We start from the raw sequence: 15183 nt of genomic DNA, 5'->3' as shown, positions 1-15183 counted from the left end.
TGTCCTCCCCCTTCCGCCGTCAGTCAGTGAAGATCGACTTTTTCTGGTTCTCGATGGACGAGGTGAGACCGTCGATGTCCTTGGGGTTCTTGATGAACTGCTGGATCGCCGGGATCATCACCGTGGAGGCGAAGTCCGGCCGGGTGTCCCGGTCGAGGAACTGGGCGATCTCGGTGGCCGACCCGACCAGTTCGGCGGCCTTCTTCTGCAGGGCGGTGTAGCCGCTGACGTCCGCGCTGGTGTTGGCGACCAGGGTGGCCGGGTCGTTCTTGACCGTGATGTCGCCGGCCTCCTTGCCACCGAAGTACTCCAGCAGCTTGCGCGCGTTGTCCTCGTTCTTGGGCTTACGCGCCATCATGTAGCCGTCGATCGGGGCGTCCAGCGCCTTGGCGCCGATGGCCGGGTCGATCTCGGGGAAGGTGAAGAAGTCGAGGTCGTTCTGCTCCTCGTTGCTGAACTGCTGACCGACGAAGAGGCCGAGCATGTACATGCCGCTCTTCTTCTGCTGCAACGACTGCGCGGCCTCCTGCCAGGTGCGGCCGAGGCTGTCCGGCTGGTGCAGGGGGAGCAGACCGGCCCAGGTGTCGAAGACCTTCTTGACCTTGTCGGAGGTCCAGGCCTCCTTGCCTGCCATCAGGTCGACGTGGAACTGGTAGCCGTTGATGCGCAGGTTGAGGATGTCGAAGGTGCCCATCGCCGGCCAGCCGTCCTTGTCGGCGAAGGCGATGGGGGTGAGGCCGTCCCTCTTCATCTGCGCGCCGAGCGCCGTGAGCTGGTCCAGGGTGGTGGGCACCTGGTAACCGTGTTGCTGCCACACGGACTTGCGGTAGAACATCGCCCACGGGTAGTAGGACGCCGGTACGAAGTACTGTTTGCCGTCGTCGCCGGTGGATGCCTTCTTGAAGGCGTCGGAGTAGCCGGAGAGCTTGCCCCACACGTCGCTGATGTCGCTGGCCAGGCCCTTCTGCGCGAAGAAGCGCATCCGGTAGCCGGCGAACCAGGTGAACACGTCGTCCGGCTTGCCCTGTAGGTAATTGTTGATGTTCTCCTGGAACGTGTTGTGGTCGACCGTGTTCACCGCGACCTGCACCCCGGACGAGGTCTTGAAGCCGTCGGTGACCTTGGCGAGGACGTCCTTCGGCTTCGGGTCGGACTGGTTCGAGCCGAGCGACACGTCCTTGCTGGACCCCCCGGAGCCGGAGTCGTCACCGCAGCCGGCGAGCAGTCCGGTGCCGAGCAGCGCGCCCGTGCCGGCCGCGCCGGCCAGCAACGATCGTCGGTTGATGCCGGCGACTGAGGGCGGTACGAGCCGAGCCAGGTACTCGGCTTGGGATTGGGGACGGGACATCTGTGCCTCCTGCGGATGAGAAGGAGCTACGCCCAAGGGCCTCAGGGGTGGTGAAGGCAGGTCCGGCGTCGTGATCACACATTGAGATCCACCGAGAATCCACATTGGCGAACACGAACGGCCATTGGGGCCTCAAGCTACCCTCCAGTCGGGCGCTGTCAAGAGGGCAGTTCGCCTCTGATAACCCAGTCGTGACACGGCCGTTACCTAGTAAACGTTGGAAAGAAGCTCGATGTTGGAACCTGTTGACTTCCCTGGGCCAGCGGGTGCACCCTCAGCTGTCATGCGGCAATGGCAGGGGAACAGCATCTATTTCGGCGGCGACTACAACCCCGAGCAGTGGCCCGAGGAAACCTGGCCGGAGGACGTCGACCTGATGCGCCGAGCCGGGGTCAACCTGGTCTCCGTCGGCATCTTCTCCTGGGCGCTGCTGGAGCCCACCCCGGGCCGGTTCGAGTTCGGCTGGCTGGACCGGGTGCTGGACCTGCTGCACGACGGCGGCATCCAGGTCGACCTGGCGACCGCAACGGCCAGCCCACCGCCGTGGTTGGCCCGCGCGCACCCGGAGACACTGCCCCGCCGGGCCGACGGCACGATCCTCTGGCCGGGTGGCCGGCAGGCGTACTGCCCCAGCTCCCCGGTGTTCCGCGAGCGGTCGCTGGAGCTGGTACGCGCGGTCGCCGGCCGGTACGCCGAGCATCCCGCCGTGGTCATGTGGCACATCTCCAACGAGCTGGGCTGCCACAACGTGCACTGCTACTGCGATGTCAGCGCGGAGGCGTTCCGCGGCTGGCTGCGCGAGCGCTATGGCGACCTGGACCGGCTCAACGACGCCTGGGGCACCGCGTTCTGGAGCCAGCGTTATGGCGACTGGGCCGAGATCAACCCGCCGCGCACGGTGACTGCCTTCGCCAACCCCACGCAGCAGTTGGACTTCCTGCGCTTCTCCTCCGAGGAGTTGCGCGCCCAACTGCGCGCCGAACGCGAGGTGCTGAGGACACTGGTCCGTCAGCCGATCACCACCAACTTCATGATCGGCATGGGCGTCAAGCACATGGACTACCAGTCCTGGGCGTCCGACGTGGACCTCGTCTCCAACGACCACTACATGACCGCCGCCGACCCGCAGGCGCACCTCGGGCTGGCGCTCGCCGCCGACCACACCCGGGGCGTCGCCGGCGGTGACCCGTGGTTGCTCATGGAGCACTCCACCAGCGCCGTCCAATGGCAGCCGCGCAACGTGGCCAAGCTGCCCGGTCAGCTGCGTCGCAACAGCCTCGCGCACGTCGCCCGGGGCGCCGACGGGGTGCTCTTCTTCCAGTGGCGCGCCTCCCGGGCCGGCGCGGAGAAGTTCCACTCCGCGCTGGTCCCGCACGCCGGACCGGACACCAAGGTGTTCCGCGAGGTCTGCCAGCTCGGCGCGGACCTGAAGGCGCTGGCCGAGATCCGCGGTAGCCGGGTGGACGCCGACGTGGCGATCCTCTTCGACTGGGAGGCGTGGTGGGCGGTCGAGCTGGATTCGCACCCCAGCGTCGACGTCACCTACGCCGACCGGATGAACGCCCTGTACGGCTCGCTCTGGCGGGCCGGCGTGACCGCCGACGTCGTCCACCCGTCGGCCGACCTCAGTGGCTACCGGCTGGTCCTGGTGCCGACCCTCTACCTGGTCCGGGACGCCGACGTCGCCGCGCTGCACCGGTACGTCGAGGCCGGCGGCACGGCGGCGGTCACCTACTTCAGCGGCATCGTGGACGCCAACGACCACATCCGGCTGGGCGGTTACCCGGGCGCGTTCCGGGAGTTGCTCGGCGTCCGGACCGAGGAGTTCTTCCCACTGCGCGAGGGCGAAAAGGTCCGTCTCGACGACGGCAGCACCGCCGACGTGTGGACCGAGTGGGTGCACCCCGACGGCGCCGAGGTGCTCGCGTCGTACACCGATGGGCCCTTGCCGGGCGTGCCGGCGCTGACCCGCAACCAGGTGGGCGACGGCGCCGCCTGGTATGTCGGCACCCGGCTGGACGAGCCGGCCACGGACCGGTTGGTGGCCCGCCTGCTCGCCGAGACCGGCGTCCGCCCGGCGGCGTCGGCGCCGCCCGGGGTGGAGGTGGTCCGCCGCCGCGACGGCGACCGGACCTGGCTGTTCGCGATCAACCACACCGACACCGAGGTACGCCTGCCGGCGCACGGCGTCGAGCTGTTGACCGGAGGGCACTGTGCCGGTGAGCTCGCGCTGCCGGCCGGTGAGGTGGCGGTGGTCCGTGAGGATCGGACCTGATTCTGACGACAGTCACGGTGCGAAGGAGGGTCCCCAGATGCTCGCCCAGCAGCGGCAGACCGCCATTCTCGATCTGATCCGCCAACGCGGCGGGGTACGGGTGAGTCACCTGGTCAGTCGGTTCGGCGTGTCCGACATGACGATCCGGCGCGACCTGGAGGTGTTGGCCGAGCGCGGCCTGGTCGACAAGGTGCACGGCGGTGCCACGCTCGCCGGGCCGGGTTCGGCCGAGGAACCCGGCTTCGCCGCCAAGTCGATCCGCCAGCAGGCGGAGAAGCGGGCCATCGCCGAGCGCGCGGCGACAATGGTGGAGCCGGGGATGGCCATCGCGCTCTCCGCCGGCACCACCACCGCCGCGCTGGCCACGCTCCTCTCCGACGTACGCGGGCTGACCGTGGTGACCAACTCGATCCCGGTGGCCGACGCGCTGTACCAGAACCCGCGCGCCGACCAGACCGTCGTGTTGACCGGTGGCATCCGCACCCCGTCGGACGCGTTGACCGGGCCGGTGGCCGAGGCGGCGATCAGCGCGCTCAACGTCGACCTGCTCTTCCTCGGCGTGCACGGGCTGAGCCCACGGACCGGGTTCACCACCCCCAACCTGCTGGAGGCCGGCGTCAACCGCTGCCTCATCGGCGCGGCCCGCCGACTCGTGGTGCTCGCCGACCACACCAAGTGGGAGACGATCGGCATCGCCACCATCGCCCCACTGGAGGCCGCCGACGTACTGATCACCGACCGTGGGCTGCCGACGGAGGCGCGCACCACGATCGGTGAACAGGTAGGCGAGCTGGTGGTCGTGGAACCCGACTAGGGCGCCCCGCGCGCGCTGCCCCGCGTCGATCTTGCAGTTTGTGTCGTCGAGATGCGTGGAATGTCCTACAAGTCGCGACAGAATGTGCAAGATCGCGGAGGGTGTTGGGCTGGCCCTCACTAGGGGCTGTCGGTGGGGAGGCAGGTGCCGACGTGGTCGGCGTCTCGCGTGCAGCGGCGGCGATCGGGCATGATCCGGTCGCAGAAAACCCAATGTCGTACGTGCTGCGCGTCCTCGGCCGACACCGTGATGCCCGCGACGTCGGCCTGTGGCGTCGAGGCCAGCGACCGGGCGAGCGTACGGGCCAGATCCAGCGCCCCGGCCAGGTCGGGAACCGCCACCGGCAGGTGGATCACGTGTCGGGGCAGCGGTTCGGTTGACTCGGTGAACGCCAACACGGCGGCCCGAGGCAGCGGTACGAAGATCCCGCCGGGTGGTTCGTCCGGCGGGATCACGGCCGATGCCTCTCGGACCAGGCACTCTGTCGGACGCGCAGCGCCCGCTTCATCCGTGCGTTCTCCTCACTGAGCTGCGCCAGGTCGTGGTGCAGTGCAGTGAGGTCGAGCGCGACGCGTTGCAGAAACCGCCGCACCTCGCCAGGGTGGAGGCCCCGCCGGCCGAAGCCGACGGTGGTGAACTGGCGGTCGCGGACATGCCGTGGATGCAGCCGACCGCCGTCGTAGAGCGTGCCTCTGGGCATCGGTCACCTCTCGTCGTTCCTCAATGGGTGAGTCAGGGTCGCGGGGCGCCCTTCTTCGTGGTAGGTATTCGTTCAAGTCGGTTCGGAGCCGGGTTCGCACATCCCGACGCTCTAGTTGAGACCCGACGAGAGCCGGTATGCGCCTGCCACTCGCGAGGCCGTCTCTCGTCACCTTCTCGGCTGTTGGCACAGCCGCGGTTGCCGTTTTCGCACCGGGCGTCCCCGGGGGCCGGCGATCACCTCACCCGAAGGCCACGTTTCCAGTCGCTTGGAACTGGAGCAATGGTTCCTACGCGGCTTCGCCAACGAATCGAGAGGTGGACCATGCCGCACAAGCCGTTCATCCGGACCCTCCGTGCGCAATGGCTGGGTCAGCAATTGCGGACCCTGCGGGAGGAGCGGGGGATGACGTTGAAGTTGGTCGCCGAGCATCTGCAACGCGACATGTCGGCGCTTGGTCGGTACGAACGCGCGGACTGGCCGATCCGCAAGGGTGATGTGATCGCGCTGTTGGATCTCTACGGATTTCACCACGCAGCCGAGCGGGCCCGTCTGCTGGCGCTTGCCGAGGAGGTTTGGCGCACCGACCGGTGGGACGAGGACTATGGCGACGTAGTGGACGCCTCCTTCATCGAATACCCCTGGCTGGAAGGTCGCGCGGAGCAGGTCTGCTGCTTCCATCTCACCCTGGTCCCCGGGCTGCTTCAGACCCGGGAGTACGCCGAGGCGGTGATTCGTAATGCGGCAGAACCGGGAGCTACCGAGGCGACGATCAACCGCTGGGTCGACCTTCGGATGACCCGTCAAGAGGTTCTGAGGCGACGCCGCCCACTGACGATTTCTACTGTGATAGACGAAGCTGTGCTGCGCCGGATGGTCGGCGGGCCGGAGGTGTTACGCCGACAACTGCACCACCTCACGCAGGCGCAGCGATTGGGTAACGTCGCAATCAGAGTGATGCCGTGCGGGGTAGCCCTGCACCAAGGGCTCGACGGTACGTTCTGGATATTCCGGCTGCCAGAGCCGTATCCTGCGGTTGCCTACGTCGAGTCTTTGGGAGGGCGGCTCTACCTGGAGTCGCCGAAGGCTGAGCGCTTCGTTCGTGCCTATGGGCGTCTGCTGGATTCTGCGCTCAGCGAGAGTGAGTCAACGAAGTTGATCACGAGCATCGCGGAGGAGTTGTCATGAGCGAGAGCATGTCCGAGGTGGCTTGGCACATCAGCAGCAAGAGCGACAGCAACGGTGGTAGCTGTGTCGAGGCGGGTCCCATCCTGGACGGTTCAGGTCGAGTGGCGGTGCGGGACAGCAAGGACCGGGCGGCGGCAACCCTCGTCTACCCCGCCGAGGGGTGGACCGTGTTCGTCCTCGGGATCAAGGACGGCGAGTTCGGCTAGGGCCGGAGAAGTGCCTCGGTGGCCCGGTCGACCAGCCAGTGCTCGGCCTCGTCGTACGACCAGCCACCCTCGTCGACCAGCTGTGGCCAGGAGTGCAGCCCGAAGTAGAACCAGAGCACCTGGGTGGCCTGTTCGACGGTGAGGCCCGGACGTAGGGCGGAGAGTTCGTCGAGGCGTACCGCGCCGACCCGTAGCGCCTGCCGGTACGCCGCCGCGCCGTCGCGCGCCGCTTCCGCCGCGCTCGCCGTCATGCCCGGCGCCGCCCTCATCAGTTGGATGGTGTGCGGGCGGCTCTGGTGGCCGTACCGTGTCCCGGCGCCGATCAGCCGCACGACCTCGCCGGGGTCGGCGGCGACCGCGATGGCCGCCACGTTCCGCGCGGTCTCCGGGTCGTTCACACCCGCCTCGATGAGCGCCCGCAGCAGCGTCGGCTTGCCGCCGACGCTGGTGTAGACGGTCGCCACGGCAACCCGGGCGCGGGCGGCGATGTCGTTGACCGTCGTGGCGGCGTACCCCTGGGTGATGAACAGATCCTGCGCCGCATCCAAGATCAACTGCCGCGTTTGCTCGGCGCTCTCCTGGCGCCGACTGGCGCGGGGTTGAGCGGCCACCAGGGCACTCTACCGGCCCATCTCGTCAGAAGAGTATTCTGATGAACATGCGAGTCGTCTTCTCGAACGTGCCGTCTTTCGGGCACTTCCTCCCGCTTCTGCCCCTGATCCGCGCGTTCCGGCGTCAAGGCCACGACGTTGCCGTGGTGACCGCTGCGGGCATGGCCCCGCTCCTCGCTCCCGAGGGCATCGAGCTGCTGCCGGCTGGCCCCATGCCGGATGCCCTCTTCGCCGAGGTGGGGCGAAAGCTGGGCATCAACCCCGCGACCGAGCCGATCCCGGAGGCGGTCGCCGAGTTCTTCGCCGGGGTCCGGGTCGACCTCACCGCCGACGAGGCGTTCGCGCAGGCAAAGAGCTGGCAGCCGGATCTGATCGTCAACGAGATGCTCGACTTCGTGGGGCCGCTGGTCGCCGCCGGTCTCGACGTACCGCTGGCCACCCTCGCCTTCGGCCCGGCGGTGCCGGCCGAGTTCACCGACCCGCTGATCGCGGTGGTCCGCTCCCGCTACGAGGAGCGCGGGTTGCCCGCGCCGCAGCGCGTCCAGGCCGGGCGGTGGCTGCTGGACACCTGCCCACCGGGGCTGCAGTTCGAGGGCTTCGCCGTACCGCAGGGGGTGGAGCGGATCGCGCTGCGGCCGGAACCGCACCAGGCGCCCGACGCTTCGACGGGCGCGCACACGCCGCCGGCCGGCGGGCGTCCCCGGGTGCTGGTCAGCTTCGGTACGGTCTTCGCCGACCCCGCCGTGGTCGGCCCGCTGCTGGGCGCCCTCACCGACGTCGACGTCGACGTGCTGGCCACGCTCGGCCTCGACGGCGAGCCGGAGGACTACCAGCTCGACTCGGAGCGGGTGGAGTTCACCCCCTTCGTGCCGCTGGCCCAGTTGCTGGAGAACGTCAGCGCGGTCATCACCCACGGCGGCGCCGGCACCACCCTCGGCACGCTGGCCCGTGGCGTCCCGATGGTGGTCGTACCCCAGGGCGCCGACCAGTTCATCCAGGCGGACCGGGTCGCCGCGTCCGGAGCGGGTCTTGCACTGATGCCCGGGCAGGCCGGCCCGGCCGCCATCGCGGCGGCACTGCGCCGGCTGCTCGACGAGCCGACGTTCACCGAGGCGGCTCGCCGGATCGGCGCCGAGGTCGCCACGATGCCGTCGCCCGACGAGGTCGCCGAGCGGCTGCGCGCCGAGGTGATCGGCCAAAGCCAGGGTTGATCGACTCGGGCTCGCTGAAATCGGGGTGTCCCGGTCGACGGGACACCCCGCCTTTCATGAACCGCAGTCGATCAACGGACGCCGGCCGTCCGGGCGCTTCACAGCCACCTCACAGGGGTGCTGGATAGGGTGCCGTTCGAGTCAACGTCCGACTCCAACCTGGAGCGGTCGGCGTCGCACAGGAGTTCCGATGGTCTTCAAGAAGATGTTGAGCGCGTTCGGTGTGGGCGGTCCCAGCGTGGACACCGTGCTGACCAACCCCAACACCCGGCCCGGCCTGACCCTCGACGGGCAGGTCAACCTCGTCGGTGGCGACGCTGAGGCAGCCATCGAGCAGGTGGTGATCGGCCTGGTCACCCGGGTCGAGGTCGAAGGACACGACACCGAGTACGCGGGCACGATGGAGTTCCACCGCATGGTGGTCAGCGGTCCGCTCCAGCTCGCCCCGAAGCAGCAGCTCTCGATCCCGTTCCAGCTGCCGGTGCCGTGGGAGACCCCGATCACCGACGTGTACGGCCAGCGCCTGCACGGCATGACGATGGGTCTGCGCACCGAGTTGGCGATCGCCCGCGCGGTCGACAAGAGCGACCTGGACCAGGTGGCGGTGCACCCGCTGCCGGTGCACGAGCGGATCCTGGAGGCGTTCCAGCGGCTCGGCTTCCGGTTCAAGCACGCCGACCTGGAGCGTGGGCACATCCGGGGCGTGCAGCAGACGCTGCCGTTCTACCAGGAGATTGAGTTCTTCGCCTCCCCGCAGTACGCGAGCACGATCCGGGAGGTCGAGCTGACCTTCGTGACCAGCCAGCGCGGTGTGGAGGTCATCCTGGAGTGCGACAAGCGAGGTGGGTTCCTCAGCGCCGGGCACGACGCGTTCGGTCGCTACCAGGTGGCGCACATCGACGCTGACCGGGTGGACTGGGCGCAGGTCGTCGACGGCTGGCTGCGCGAGACCACGTCCCGCTACGGCAGCCTGCGATCCCAGTACGGCGGGGGTCACGGGCACAGCCGTGGGCACGGCATGGGCGGCATGGTGGCCGGTGCGGCGCTCGGCGTCGCCGGCGGCATGATCGCCGGCGAGGTGATCGAGGATGCGTTCGAGGGCGACTTCGGCGACTTCGGTGGCGACGAGTAGCCGATCCCAGACATGACGGTGGCCTCCGGGAGGATCTCCCGGAGGCCACCGTGCACTGTGAACCGGTCAGTGCCGGGCCTTGCGCTCCTCGCTGCTGCGCCAGTTGCTGCCGGCCTTCGCGAGGCCACGGCTACCGAGGTAGCCAAGCGTCAGCAGGGTGATCAGGAACCAGGCGTTGTCGGCCCGGAAGATGTCCACCCCAGCGGTGTTCCGGCCAACGACCTGCGACGCGCCCAGTACGGCGGCCACCGCGATCAGGTAGATCCAGAACTCGGTGGTCTTGAACGCCTGCTTGGTCTCCGTACCGGGTGCCTGCATGTCGTTGCGGCGCCCGTCATGCATGACCGGCATCTGCTGGGTCTGCATGTCCCGCATCTGAGCGGGATTCTGCGGGTCGTTCATGGGCCGGTTCATCGGCCGGGTGGAAGCAGCCTGCGTGCTCATCTGGTCCTCCTCAGGATGCGATGAGTCGTACCTGCATTCCCCCGCCCCGCTACCGCGTGTCGGCCACGGCGCGGTTCGCTTTCACGGCGGGGACACCCCCCGACTACCCGAGGCCCCGGAGCAGGTAACACCGATCGCCGGCCGGAAAAACCGGCCGGCGATCGGATGGTCGACGGGTCAGCGCAGGCCGTTGCGGATCGCCACGCTCACCAGAAGGCCCGGGTCGTCGGTGATGATGCCGTCGACGCCGAGGTCGATGACCCGCTGCATCACCGTCGCGTCATCGACCGTGTACGGGATCACCTTCAGGTCGTACCGCGTCTGCAGGGTCCGAACGTCCGGTCCGTGGAAGTATGCCGGGTTCTCCCGCAGGTACCAGTCGGTCGAGGCGACCGTGCCCTGCTTCGGGTCGTGCACCTGCCAGTTGGCGGACACCGTGCCAGCGCCCGCGGCCCGGGTCAGCTTGCCGAGGTCCTGGTACTTCCACCAGTCCAGTCCACCGGTCCACGGGCTCCGCACCGACGGGTCGCCGTAGACCGCCTCCAGCGAGCACTCGTCGGCGAGGGTCGCGCACTCGGCCGGACCGTACTGCCAGACCAGGCCGACCGTGCCGATCCGCCGGTCGAGCTGCCGGGCGTACGTGATGGTGCGCCAGTCGAACGACTGGATGGTGGCCCGGCTGGTGAAGCCGGCTCGCTGGATCGCGTCGACGAGCTTGCGGGTGAAGCTGCGGTACGGCTCGGTGTCGTTCACCACCGGGCTGATCTTCGTCTCGATGTTCATTCCGATGTCGGTGCGGCCACTCGCCTTCACCAGGGCGAAGACCTCGTCCAGGGTCGGGATCCGGGCACCGGGCGCGGGCACCTGGGCGGGCAGCTCGGGCAGCGTCTTCGTGCCGCAGTCGACGGTCTTCAGCTGCGCCAGGGTCAGGTCGTGCACCGGCTTACCCACGTACGGGTACATCCGGTCTCCCGGGCGCACCGGGGCGGTGTCGACGCAGTGCGACCCGTTGACGGTGCGATCGTGCAGCACCACGAGCTTGCCGTCGGCGGTGACGCCGGTGTCCAGTTCCAGGGTGGAGATGGCCCGGTTGGACAGCGCGTTCGCGAACGCCGGCAGGGTGTTCTCCGGCCGGGTGGCCCGGCCGCCGCGGTGCGCCTGGATGTCGAACGGCGCGGTGTACGCCTTCGGCAACCGGTAACCGCGTTGCGCCAGCAGGCCGCGCAGCCGGTCCGGGTAGTCGGTGATGATGCCGTCCACGCCGTCGTCGATGAGCTTGGTCATGGTCGGCACGTCGTCGACCGTCCACGGGATCACCTTGATCCCGTAGCGGTGCGCCTGGGCGACCATCTCCTTCGTGACGTACGGCTTGTAGCCCGGGTCGGTGACCGTGCCGTTCTGCGGGAACCCGTGCACCGGCGAGAAGGCGCTGGCGCCGAAGCTGCGGATCGCCTTGATCGGGTCGCCACCGAAGTCGTCGACGTCCAGCCCGCCCAGCCACGGCGAGGCACCCGGCTGCCCGGTCTGCAGGAAGTCGTAGTTGGTCAGGGCGACCAGCGGCAGCTTCGGCTCGACCTGGCGCATGCGCATCAGCGCGCCCCAGTCGAAGCTCTGGATGGTGACCTGCTTGAGCAGCCCGGCGGCGCGGATCTCGGCCGCGGTGACCCGGACGAACTGCTCGCGGGGGGCGGTCTCGGTCGGCGCGCCCGCCTCGACCTTGGTCTCGACGTTGAGCTTCACGTCCTTCGCCTGGTACCGGTTGACCAGCGCGAAGACCTCACGCAGCAGCGGCATCCGGGCACCCGGGACGGCGAGCTGGCCGGGCTTGTCCGACAGCGTCTTGGAGCCGCAGTCGAGCGTGCGCACCTGGGCCAGGCTGAGCGTGTTGATGTACTTCCCGACGTACGGGAACTCCGCGTCGCCGGGCGTCACCGGGGTGGTGTCGACGCACTTGGTGCCGGTGACCTTGCGGTCGTGGGTGACGACGGCCTGGCCGTCCTCGGTGATCTGCACGTCCAGTTCGAGGGTGCTCACGCCGAGCTGGAGGGCGTTGCCGAAGGAGGCGAGGGTGTTCTCCACCCGCAGCCCGAGGCCACCCCGGTGGGCCTGCACGTCGAATGTCCGGTCCGGTCGCGGCTTTGCCTGGGCGGGCACCGCGAGCCCGGTCGTCACCGTCGCGGCCACCAGGGCCGCGACGGCGGTACGGCGTACTGTGCGCACGCTGTCATCCCCTCCTGCCGGCGGGCATCTCCCACCGGTCGCGGGACAGCATGGACATCTCGGGCTGCGGGCAGGCGGCCAGCGGGCGGCGCGACGGTGAACCGCGGTGGACGACCTCCCGGTCACGCCGGGTTTGGTCGGCCGGTGGTCGGGCACGCAGTCAGTTCCACAGCTTCTGCGAGGTGATGGACGTGCGTGAGGACGACATGCGGCAGGATGCCGCCCGCGAGGCCGAGGATCGGATCGCCGGCGGCGTGTACGGCAAGGGCGCCCTCGACGAGGTGACGGTGCCCCGCACCGATGTGGAGAGCCAGATCCAGCGCGATGACCCGCTCGATCCGGCACACGAACGGATCGACCCACAGGTGCTGCGCGACGGCGGCCCCGTCGGCGGGCAGGGGGCGGTGACCACCACCGGCGGCACCGCCGGGCCGGCGAGCGTACGCCGGGTGGCCCGACAGCCGGAGCGTCACCCGGGCAAGGTGGCGCCGACCACGACCGGCGATGCCACCACCGGCGGCCTCAGCACCCCGATGGGCGGTGGCACCAGCGACCAGTCCACCTCCGCCACCGGCCCGGCAAAGTCCATCAGGGACACATCCAACGACTAACCCACCCACCGTCCCCGCCGAGCGACAACTCGGTGGGGACGGCGGGTTTCCTGGTCAGCTCGCCGGGCGGAGGACTCCCAGGCGTTGGGTGGCGCGGGTCAGGGCTACGTACAGGTCGCTGCGTCCGCGTGGGGACTCGGCCACCATCCGATCCGGGTCGACCACCAGCACCGAGTCGAACTCCAACCCCTTGGCCTGCGCGACGGTCAGCACCACCACCCGGCTCTCCAGCTCCGGATGCTCGCCGACGGCGGCCTCGGGCAGCGCGGCGATCACCGCCGCGCCCAACTCGCCCACCCGGCCGGCCGGCACGAGCACCCCGAGCCGGCCCTCGGTCAGCCCGGCCGCCTCCCGGGTGGCCTCGGCGACCAGTTCGGCCGCCAACCGCCCGTCGGGCACCGTCCGGTCCCACGGGGGTACGCCGCTCTCGCGCACCGAGCGCGGGGGCCGCAGCGCCGGGTCGATCTCGGCCAGGACGTCGGCGGCCACCGCCATGATCTCGGCGGGGGTGCGGTAGCTGACCGTCAGCTCGGTGAGCCGCCACCGCTGCTCGACGTACGGGGCGAGGGCGTCCGCCCAGGAGGGCGTGCCACTGAGTGCGCCGGTCTGCGCCACATCGCCGACGATCGTCATCGACCGGCTCGGGCAGCGGCGCATCAGCAGTCGCCAGGCCATCGGCGAGAGCTCCTGCGCCTCGTCCACGATGACGTGGCCGAACGCCCAGGTGCGGTCGGCGGCGGCCCGCTGGGCGGTGGTCAGCCGGTCGGCCTCCTCCTGCCGTTCCAGCAGCCGGTCCGCGTCGATCAGGTCGGTGACGCCGAGGATCTCACCGCCCTCGGCCTCGTCCTCGACGTCGATCGAGCGGGAACCCCGGGCGATCTCGAGCACGCCCTCGGCGTACTCCCGTTCCATCATCCGGATCCGGTCCCGCCGGGCGGCGGCGGCGCGCTCGTCCTCGCCGAGCAGTTCGGCGGCCTCGTCCAGAAGCGGTACGTCGGCCGGCGTCCAGCCACCCCGCTCGCGCCGCAGCAACGCCCGCTCGTCCTCGCTGAGCATCGGGGCGGCGGCGGCGATCCGGTCCGGGTCGGCGTACAGGTCGGCGAGCAGCCGCTGCGGGGTGAGCACCGGCCACAACTGGTCGAGGGCGGCCTGGATCTCCGACTCCTCGCGCAGCTCCCGGCGGATCTCGGCCCGGTCCGCCTCGTCGAGGAGGTTGTCCCCGCCGAGCGGATCGGCGCCGATTCGTTCGGCCACCTGCTCGGCGAGTGCGTGCACGATCTCCACGTCGAACAGCGCCCGGGCCAGGTTGTGTGGTCGGTCGGCGCGGCGGACCCGGTCCCGGGCGGCGCGCACGATCTCCGGGTCGAGGGTCAGCGTCTCCCGCTCGACCTCGATCTCCAGCGGCTCGTCCGGCACCCACTGCCGGTCCTGTACGGCAAGCGCCAACACCTCGGCCAGCACCGCCCGGCCCTTGAGCGCCGCGGTCTCCGCCGGCTCGGTCCGTTGGGCGCTCACCCCGGGAAAAAGATCACCCTGGGTACGCAGCAGTACGCCGGTCTCGGCCAGCGTCGGCAGCACCTGGGAGATGTAGCGCAGGAAGGTCGCGTTCGGGCCGACCAGCAGCACGCCACGGCTGGAGAGTTCCCGGCGGTGCGTGTAGAGCAGGTACGCCGCCCGGTGCAGCGCGACCGCGGTCTTGCCGGTGCCCGGGCCGCCCTGGACCACCATCACGCCCGGAAGCTCCGCGCGGATGATCTCGTCCTGTTCGGCCTGGATGGTCTCGACGATGTCGCGCATCCGGCCGGTACGCCCCGCGTTGAGCGCGGCGAGCAGTGACGCCTCACCGGTCAGCTCCTCGTGGGCGCCGGGGGAGGCGGTGTCGATGTCGAGCACCTCGTCGTTGAGCCCGGTCACCTTGCGCTGTCGGGTGCGCAGGTGCCGGCGGCGGCGTACGCCCTGCGGGTTCGCGGCGGTGGCGAGGTAGAACGGGCGGGCGGCGGGGGCCCGCCAGTCCATCAGCAGCGGGTCGTAGTCACCACTGGTGTCGAAGATGCCGATCCGCCCGATGTAGCGGCGGGAGTCGTCGTCGCCGTTGAGACGGCCGAAGCAGAGCCCGTTCTCCACGGCGGAGAACTGTTCGACCTGATCGGCGTACATCGCTACCGAGCTGTCGCGCTGCGAGCGGTCCTGGAGGGTGCCGCCGGTGTTGTGCAGCTCGGCGGTGAGCCGGTGGGCGGCCTGCTCACGCAGCTCGTCCAGCCGGTTGTAGAGCATCGAGACGTACTCCTGCTCGCGACCGATCTCGTCGTCGAGCGGCAATTCGCCGGAACCGCCGGAGTGCCTTGACAAGCCGTCTCCCTAAAGATTAGAATCCTTTGCAGGAACGGCTTTCAGCCGTTCTTTTTTGTGCCCTTCGAACTGTT

General features: G+C 69.5%; 14 protein-coding genes. 7 read left to right on the top strand and 7 right to left on the bottom strand.

Going from position 1 to position 15183, the window contains the following annotated elements; translation table 11 throughout:
• Nucleotides 1–19 precede the first annotated feature (19 nt).
• The gene (locus tag ACIBD9_RS04805) at nucleotides 20–1348 is read right to left on the bottom strand and encodes an ABC transporter substrate-binding protein (RefSeq protein WP_396714585.1); all 1329 of its coding nucleotides are present in this window, start codon (nucleotides 1346–1348) and stop codon (nucleotides 20–22) included.
• A 283-nt stretch (nucleotides 1349–1631) separates the two neighbouring features.
• Here ACIBD9_RS04805 and ACIBD9_RS04800 point away from each other — a divergent pair, with 283 nt between their 5' ends.
• Nucleotides 1632–3623: a beta-galactosidase gene (locus tag ACIBD9_RS04800; RefSeq protein WP_396714583.1), complete on the top strand. Its 1992-nt coding sequence runs from the start codon at nucleotides 1632–1634 to the stop codon at nucleotides 3621–3623.
• Between the two features lie 37 nt (nucleotides 3624–3660).
• Complete coding sequence (locus tag ACIBD9_RS04795; protein ID WP_396714581.1) at nucleotides 3661–4437, top strand: DeoR/GlpR family DNA-binding transcription regulator; 777 nt, start codon at nucleotides 3661–3663, stop codon at nucleotides 4435–4437.
• A gap of 119 nt (nucleotides 4438–4556) precedes the next feature.
• On the opposite strand, the gene ACIBD9_RS04790 is transcribed toward ACIBD9_RS04795, so the two are convergent.
• Together ACIBD9_RS04790 and ACIBD9_RS04785 are read right to left on the bottom strand one after the other, a co-directional pair.
• Entirely contained in the window at nucleotides 4557–4793 is a 237-nt protein-coding gene (locus tag ACIBD9_RS04790) for a hypothetical protein (RefSeq protein WP_396715052.1), read from the bottom strand.
• A gap of 95 nt (nucleotides 4794–4888) precedes the next feature.
• Nucleotides 4889–5137, bottom strand: coding sequence for a DivIVA domain-containing protein (locus tag ACIBD9_RS04785; protein ID WP_396714579.1), 249 nt, complete (start codon nucleotides 5135–5137; stop codon nucleotides 4889–4891).
• A gap of 324 nt (nucleotides 5138–5461) precedes the next feature.
• On the opposite strand from ACIBD9_RS04785, the gene ACIBD9_RS04780 reads away from it, so the two are divergent.
• Entirely contained in the window at nucleotides 5462–6325 is an 864-nt protein-coding gene (locus ACIBD9_RS04780) for a helix-turn-helix domain-containing protein (protein WP_396714577.1), read from the top strand.
• Nucleotides 6322–6531, top strand: coding sequence for a DUF397 domain-containing protein (locus ACIBD9_RS04775; RefSeq protein WP_396714575.1), 210 nt, complete (start codon nucleotides 6322–6324; stop codon nucleotides 6529–6531). The genes ACIBD9_RS04780 and ACIBD9_RS04775 overlap by 4 nt, the downstream gene beginning before the upstream one ends.
• Here ACIBD9_RS04775 and ACIBD9_RS04770 read toward each other — a convergent pair.
• Nucleotides 6528–7142, bottom strand: coding sequence for a TetR/AcrR family transcriptional regulator (locus ACIBD9_RS04770; RefSeq protein WP_396714573.1), 615 nt, complete (start codon nucleotides 7140–7142; stop codon nucleotides 6528–6530). The genes ACIBD9_RS04775 and ACIBD9_RS04770 overlap by 4 nt on opposite strands.
• Before the next feature lie 41 nt (nucleotides 7143–7183).
• Here ACIBD9_RS04770 and ACIBD9_RS04765 point away from each other — a divergent pair, with 41 nt between their 5' ends.
• A complete protein-coding gene (locus ACIBD9_RS04765) occupies nucleotides 7184–8353 on the top strand; it encodes a glycosyltransferase (protein ID WP_396714571.1) in 1170 nt (389 codons plus the stop codon).
• 190 nt (nucleotides 8354–8543) lie between these two features.
• A complete protein-coding gene (locus ACIBD9_RS04760) occupies nucleotides 8544–9485 on the top strand; it encodes a sporulation protein (protein WP_396714569.1) in 942 nt (313 codons plus the stop codon).
• Nucleotides 9486–9551: 66 nt separating this feature from the next.
• On the opposite strand, the gene ACIBD9_RS04755 is transcribed toward ACIBD9_RS04760, so the two are convergent.
• Both ACIBD9_RS04755 and ACIBD9_RS04750 read right to left on the bottom strand, forming a co-directional pair.
• Entirely contained in the window at nucleotides 9552–9929 is a 378-nt protein-coding gene (locus ACIBD9_RS04755; protein WP_396714567.1) for a hypothetical protein, read from the bottom strand.
• Between the two features lie 177 nt (nucleotides 9930–10106).
• Nucleotides 10107–12149, bottom strand: coding sequence for a glycerophosphodiester phosphodiesterase family protein (locus ACIBD9_RS04750; protein ID WP_396714565.1), 2043 nt, complete (start codon nucleotides 12147–12149; stop codon nucleotides 10107–10109).
• Nucleotides 12150–12340: 191 nt separating this feature from the next.
• On the opposite strand from ACIBD9_RS04750, the gene ACIBD9_RS04745 reads away from it, so the two are divergent.
• Entirely contained in the window at nucleotides 12341–12760 is a 420-nt protein-coding gene (locus tag ACIBD9_RS04745) for a hypothetical protein (protein ID WP_396714563.1), read from the top strand.
• 54 nt (nucleotides 12761–12814) lie between these two features.
• On the opposite strand, the gene ACIBD9_RS04740 is transcribed toward ACIBD9_RS04745, so the two are convergent.
• Nucleotides 12815–15109 carry a HelD family protein gene (locus tag ACIBD9_RS04740; RefSeq protein ID WP_396714561.1) on the bottom strand — a complete coding sequence of 765 codons (2295 nt, stop codon included), beginning with the start codon at nucleotides 15107–15109 and terminating at the stop codon, nucleotides 12815–12817.
• Between the last annotated feature and the right edge of the window lie 74 nt (nucleotides 15110–15183).

The sequence above is a fragment of the Micromonospora sp. NPDC050784 genome, assembly GCF_044456765.1.
Taxonomy (GTDB): Bacteria; Actinomycetota; Actinomycetes; order Mycobacteriales; family Micromonosporaceae; genus Micromonospora; species Micromonospora foliorum.
The sequence above is the reverse complement of the archived record's forward strand: the minus strand, read 5'-3'. Positions and strand labels throughout refer to the sequence as shown.

Bases quoted from the DNA above. Each gene is read 5' to 3' on its own strand.
- ACIBD9_RS04805 (WP_396714585.1), bottom strand. From the start codon at position 1,348: ATGTCCCGTCCCCAATCCCAAGCCGAGTACCTGGCTCGGCTCGTACCG.
- ACIBD9_RS04800 (WP_396714583.1), top strand. From the start codon at position 1,632: ATGCGGCAATGGCAGGGGAACAGCATCTATTTCGGCGGCGACTACAAC.
- ACIBD9_RS04795 (WP_396714581.1), top strand. From the start codon at position 3,661: ATGCTCGCCCAGCAGCGGCAGACCGCCATTCTCGATCTGATCCGCCAA.
- ACIBD9_RS04785 (WP_396714579.1), bottom strand. From the start codon at position 5,137: ATGCCCAGAGGCACGCTCTACGACGGCGGTCGGCTGCATCCACGGCAT.
- ACIBD9_RS04780 (WP_396714577.1), top strand. From the start codon at position 5,462: ATGCCGCACAAGCCGTTCATCCGGACCCTCCGTGCGCAATGGCTGGGT.
- ACIBD9_RS04775 (WP_396714575.1), top strand. From the start codon at position 6,322: ATGAGCGAGAGCATGTCCGAGGTGGCTTGGCACATCAGCAGCAAGAGC.
- ACIBD9_RS04765 (WP_396714571.1), top strand. From the start codon at position 7,184: ATGAACATGCGAGTCGTCTTCTCGAACGTGCCGTCTTTCGGGCACTTC.
- ACIBD9_RS04760 (WP_396714569.1), top strand. From the start codon at position 8,544: ATGGTCTTCAAGAAGATGTTGAGCGCGTTCGGTGTGGGCGGTCCCAGC.
- ACIBD9_RS04755 (WP_396714567.1), bottom strand. From the start codon at position 9,929: ATGAGCACGCAGGCTGCTTCCACCCGGCCGATGAACCGGCCCATGAAC.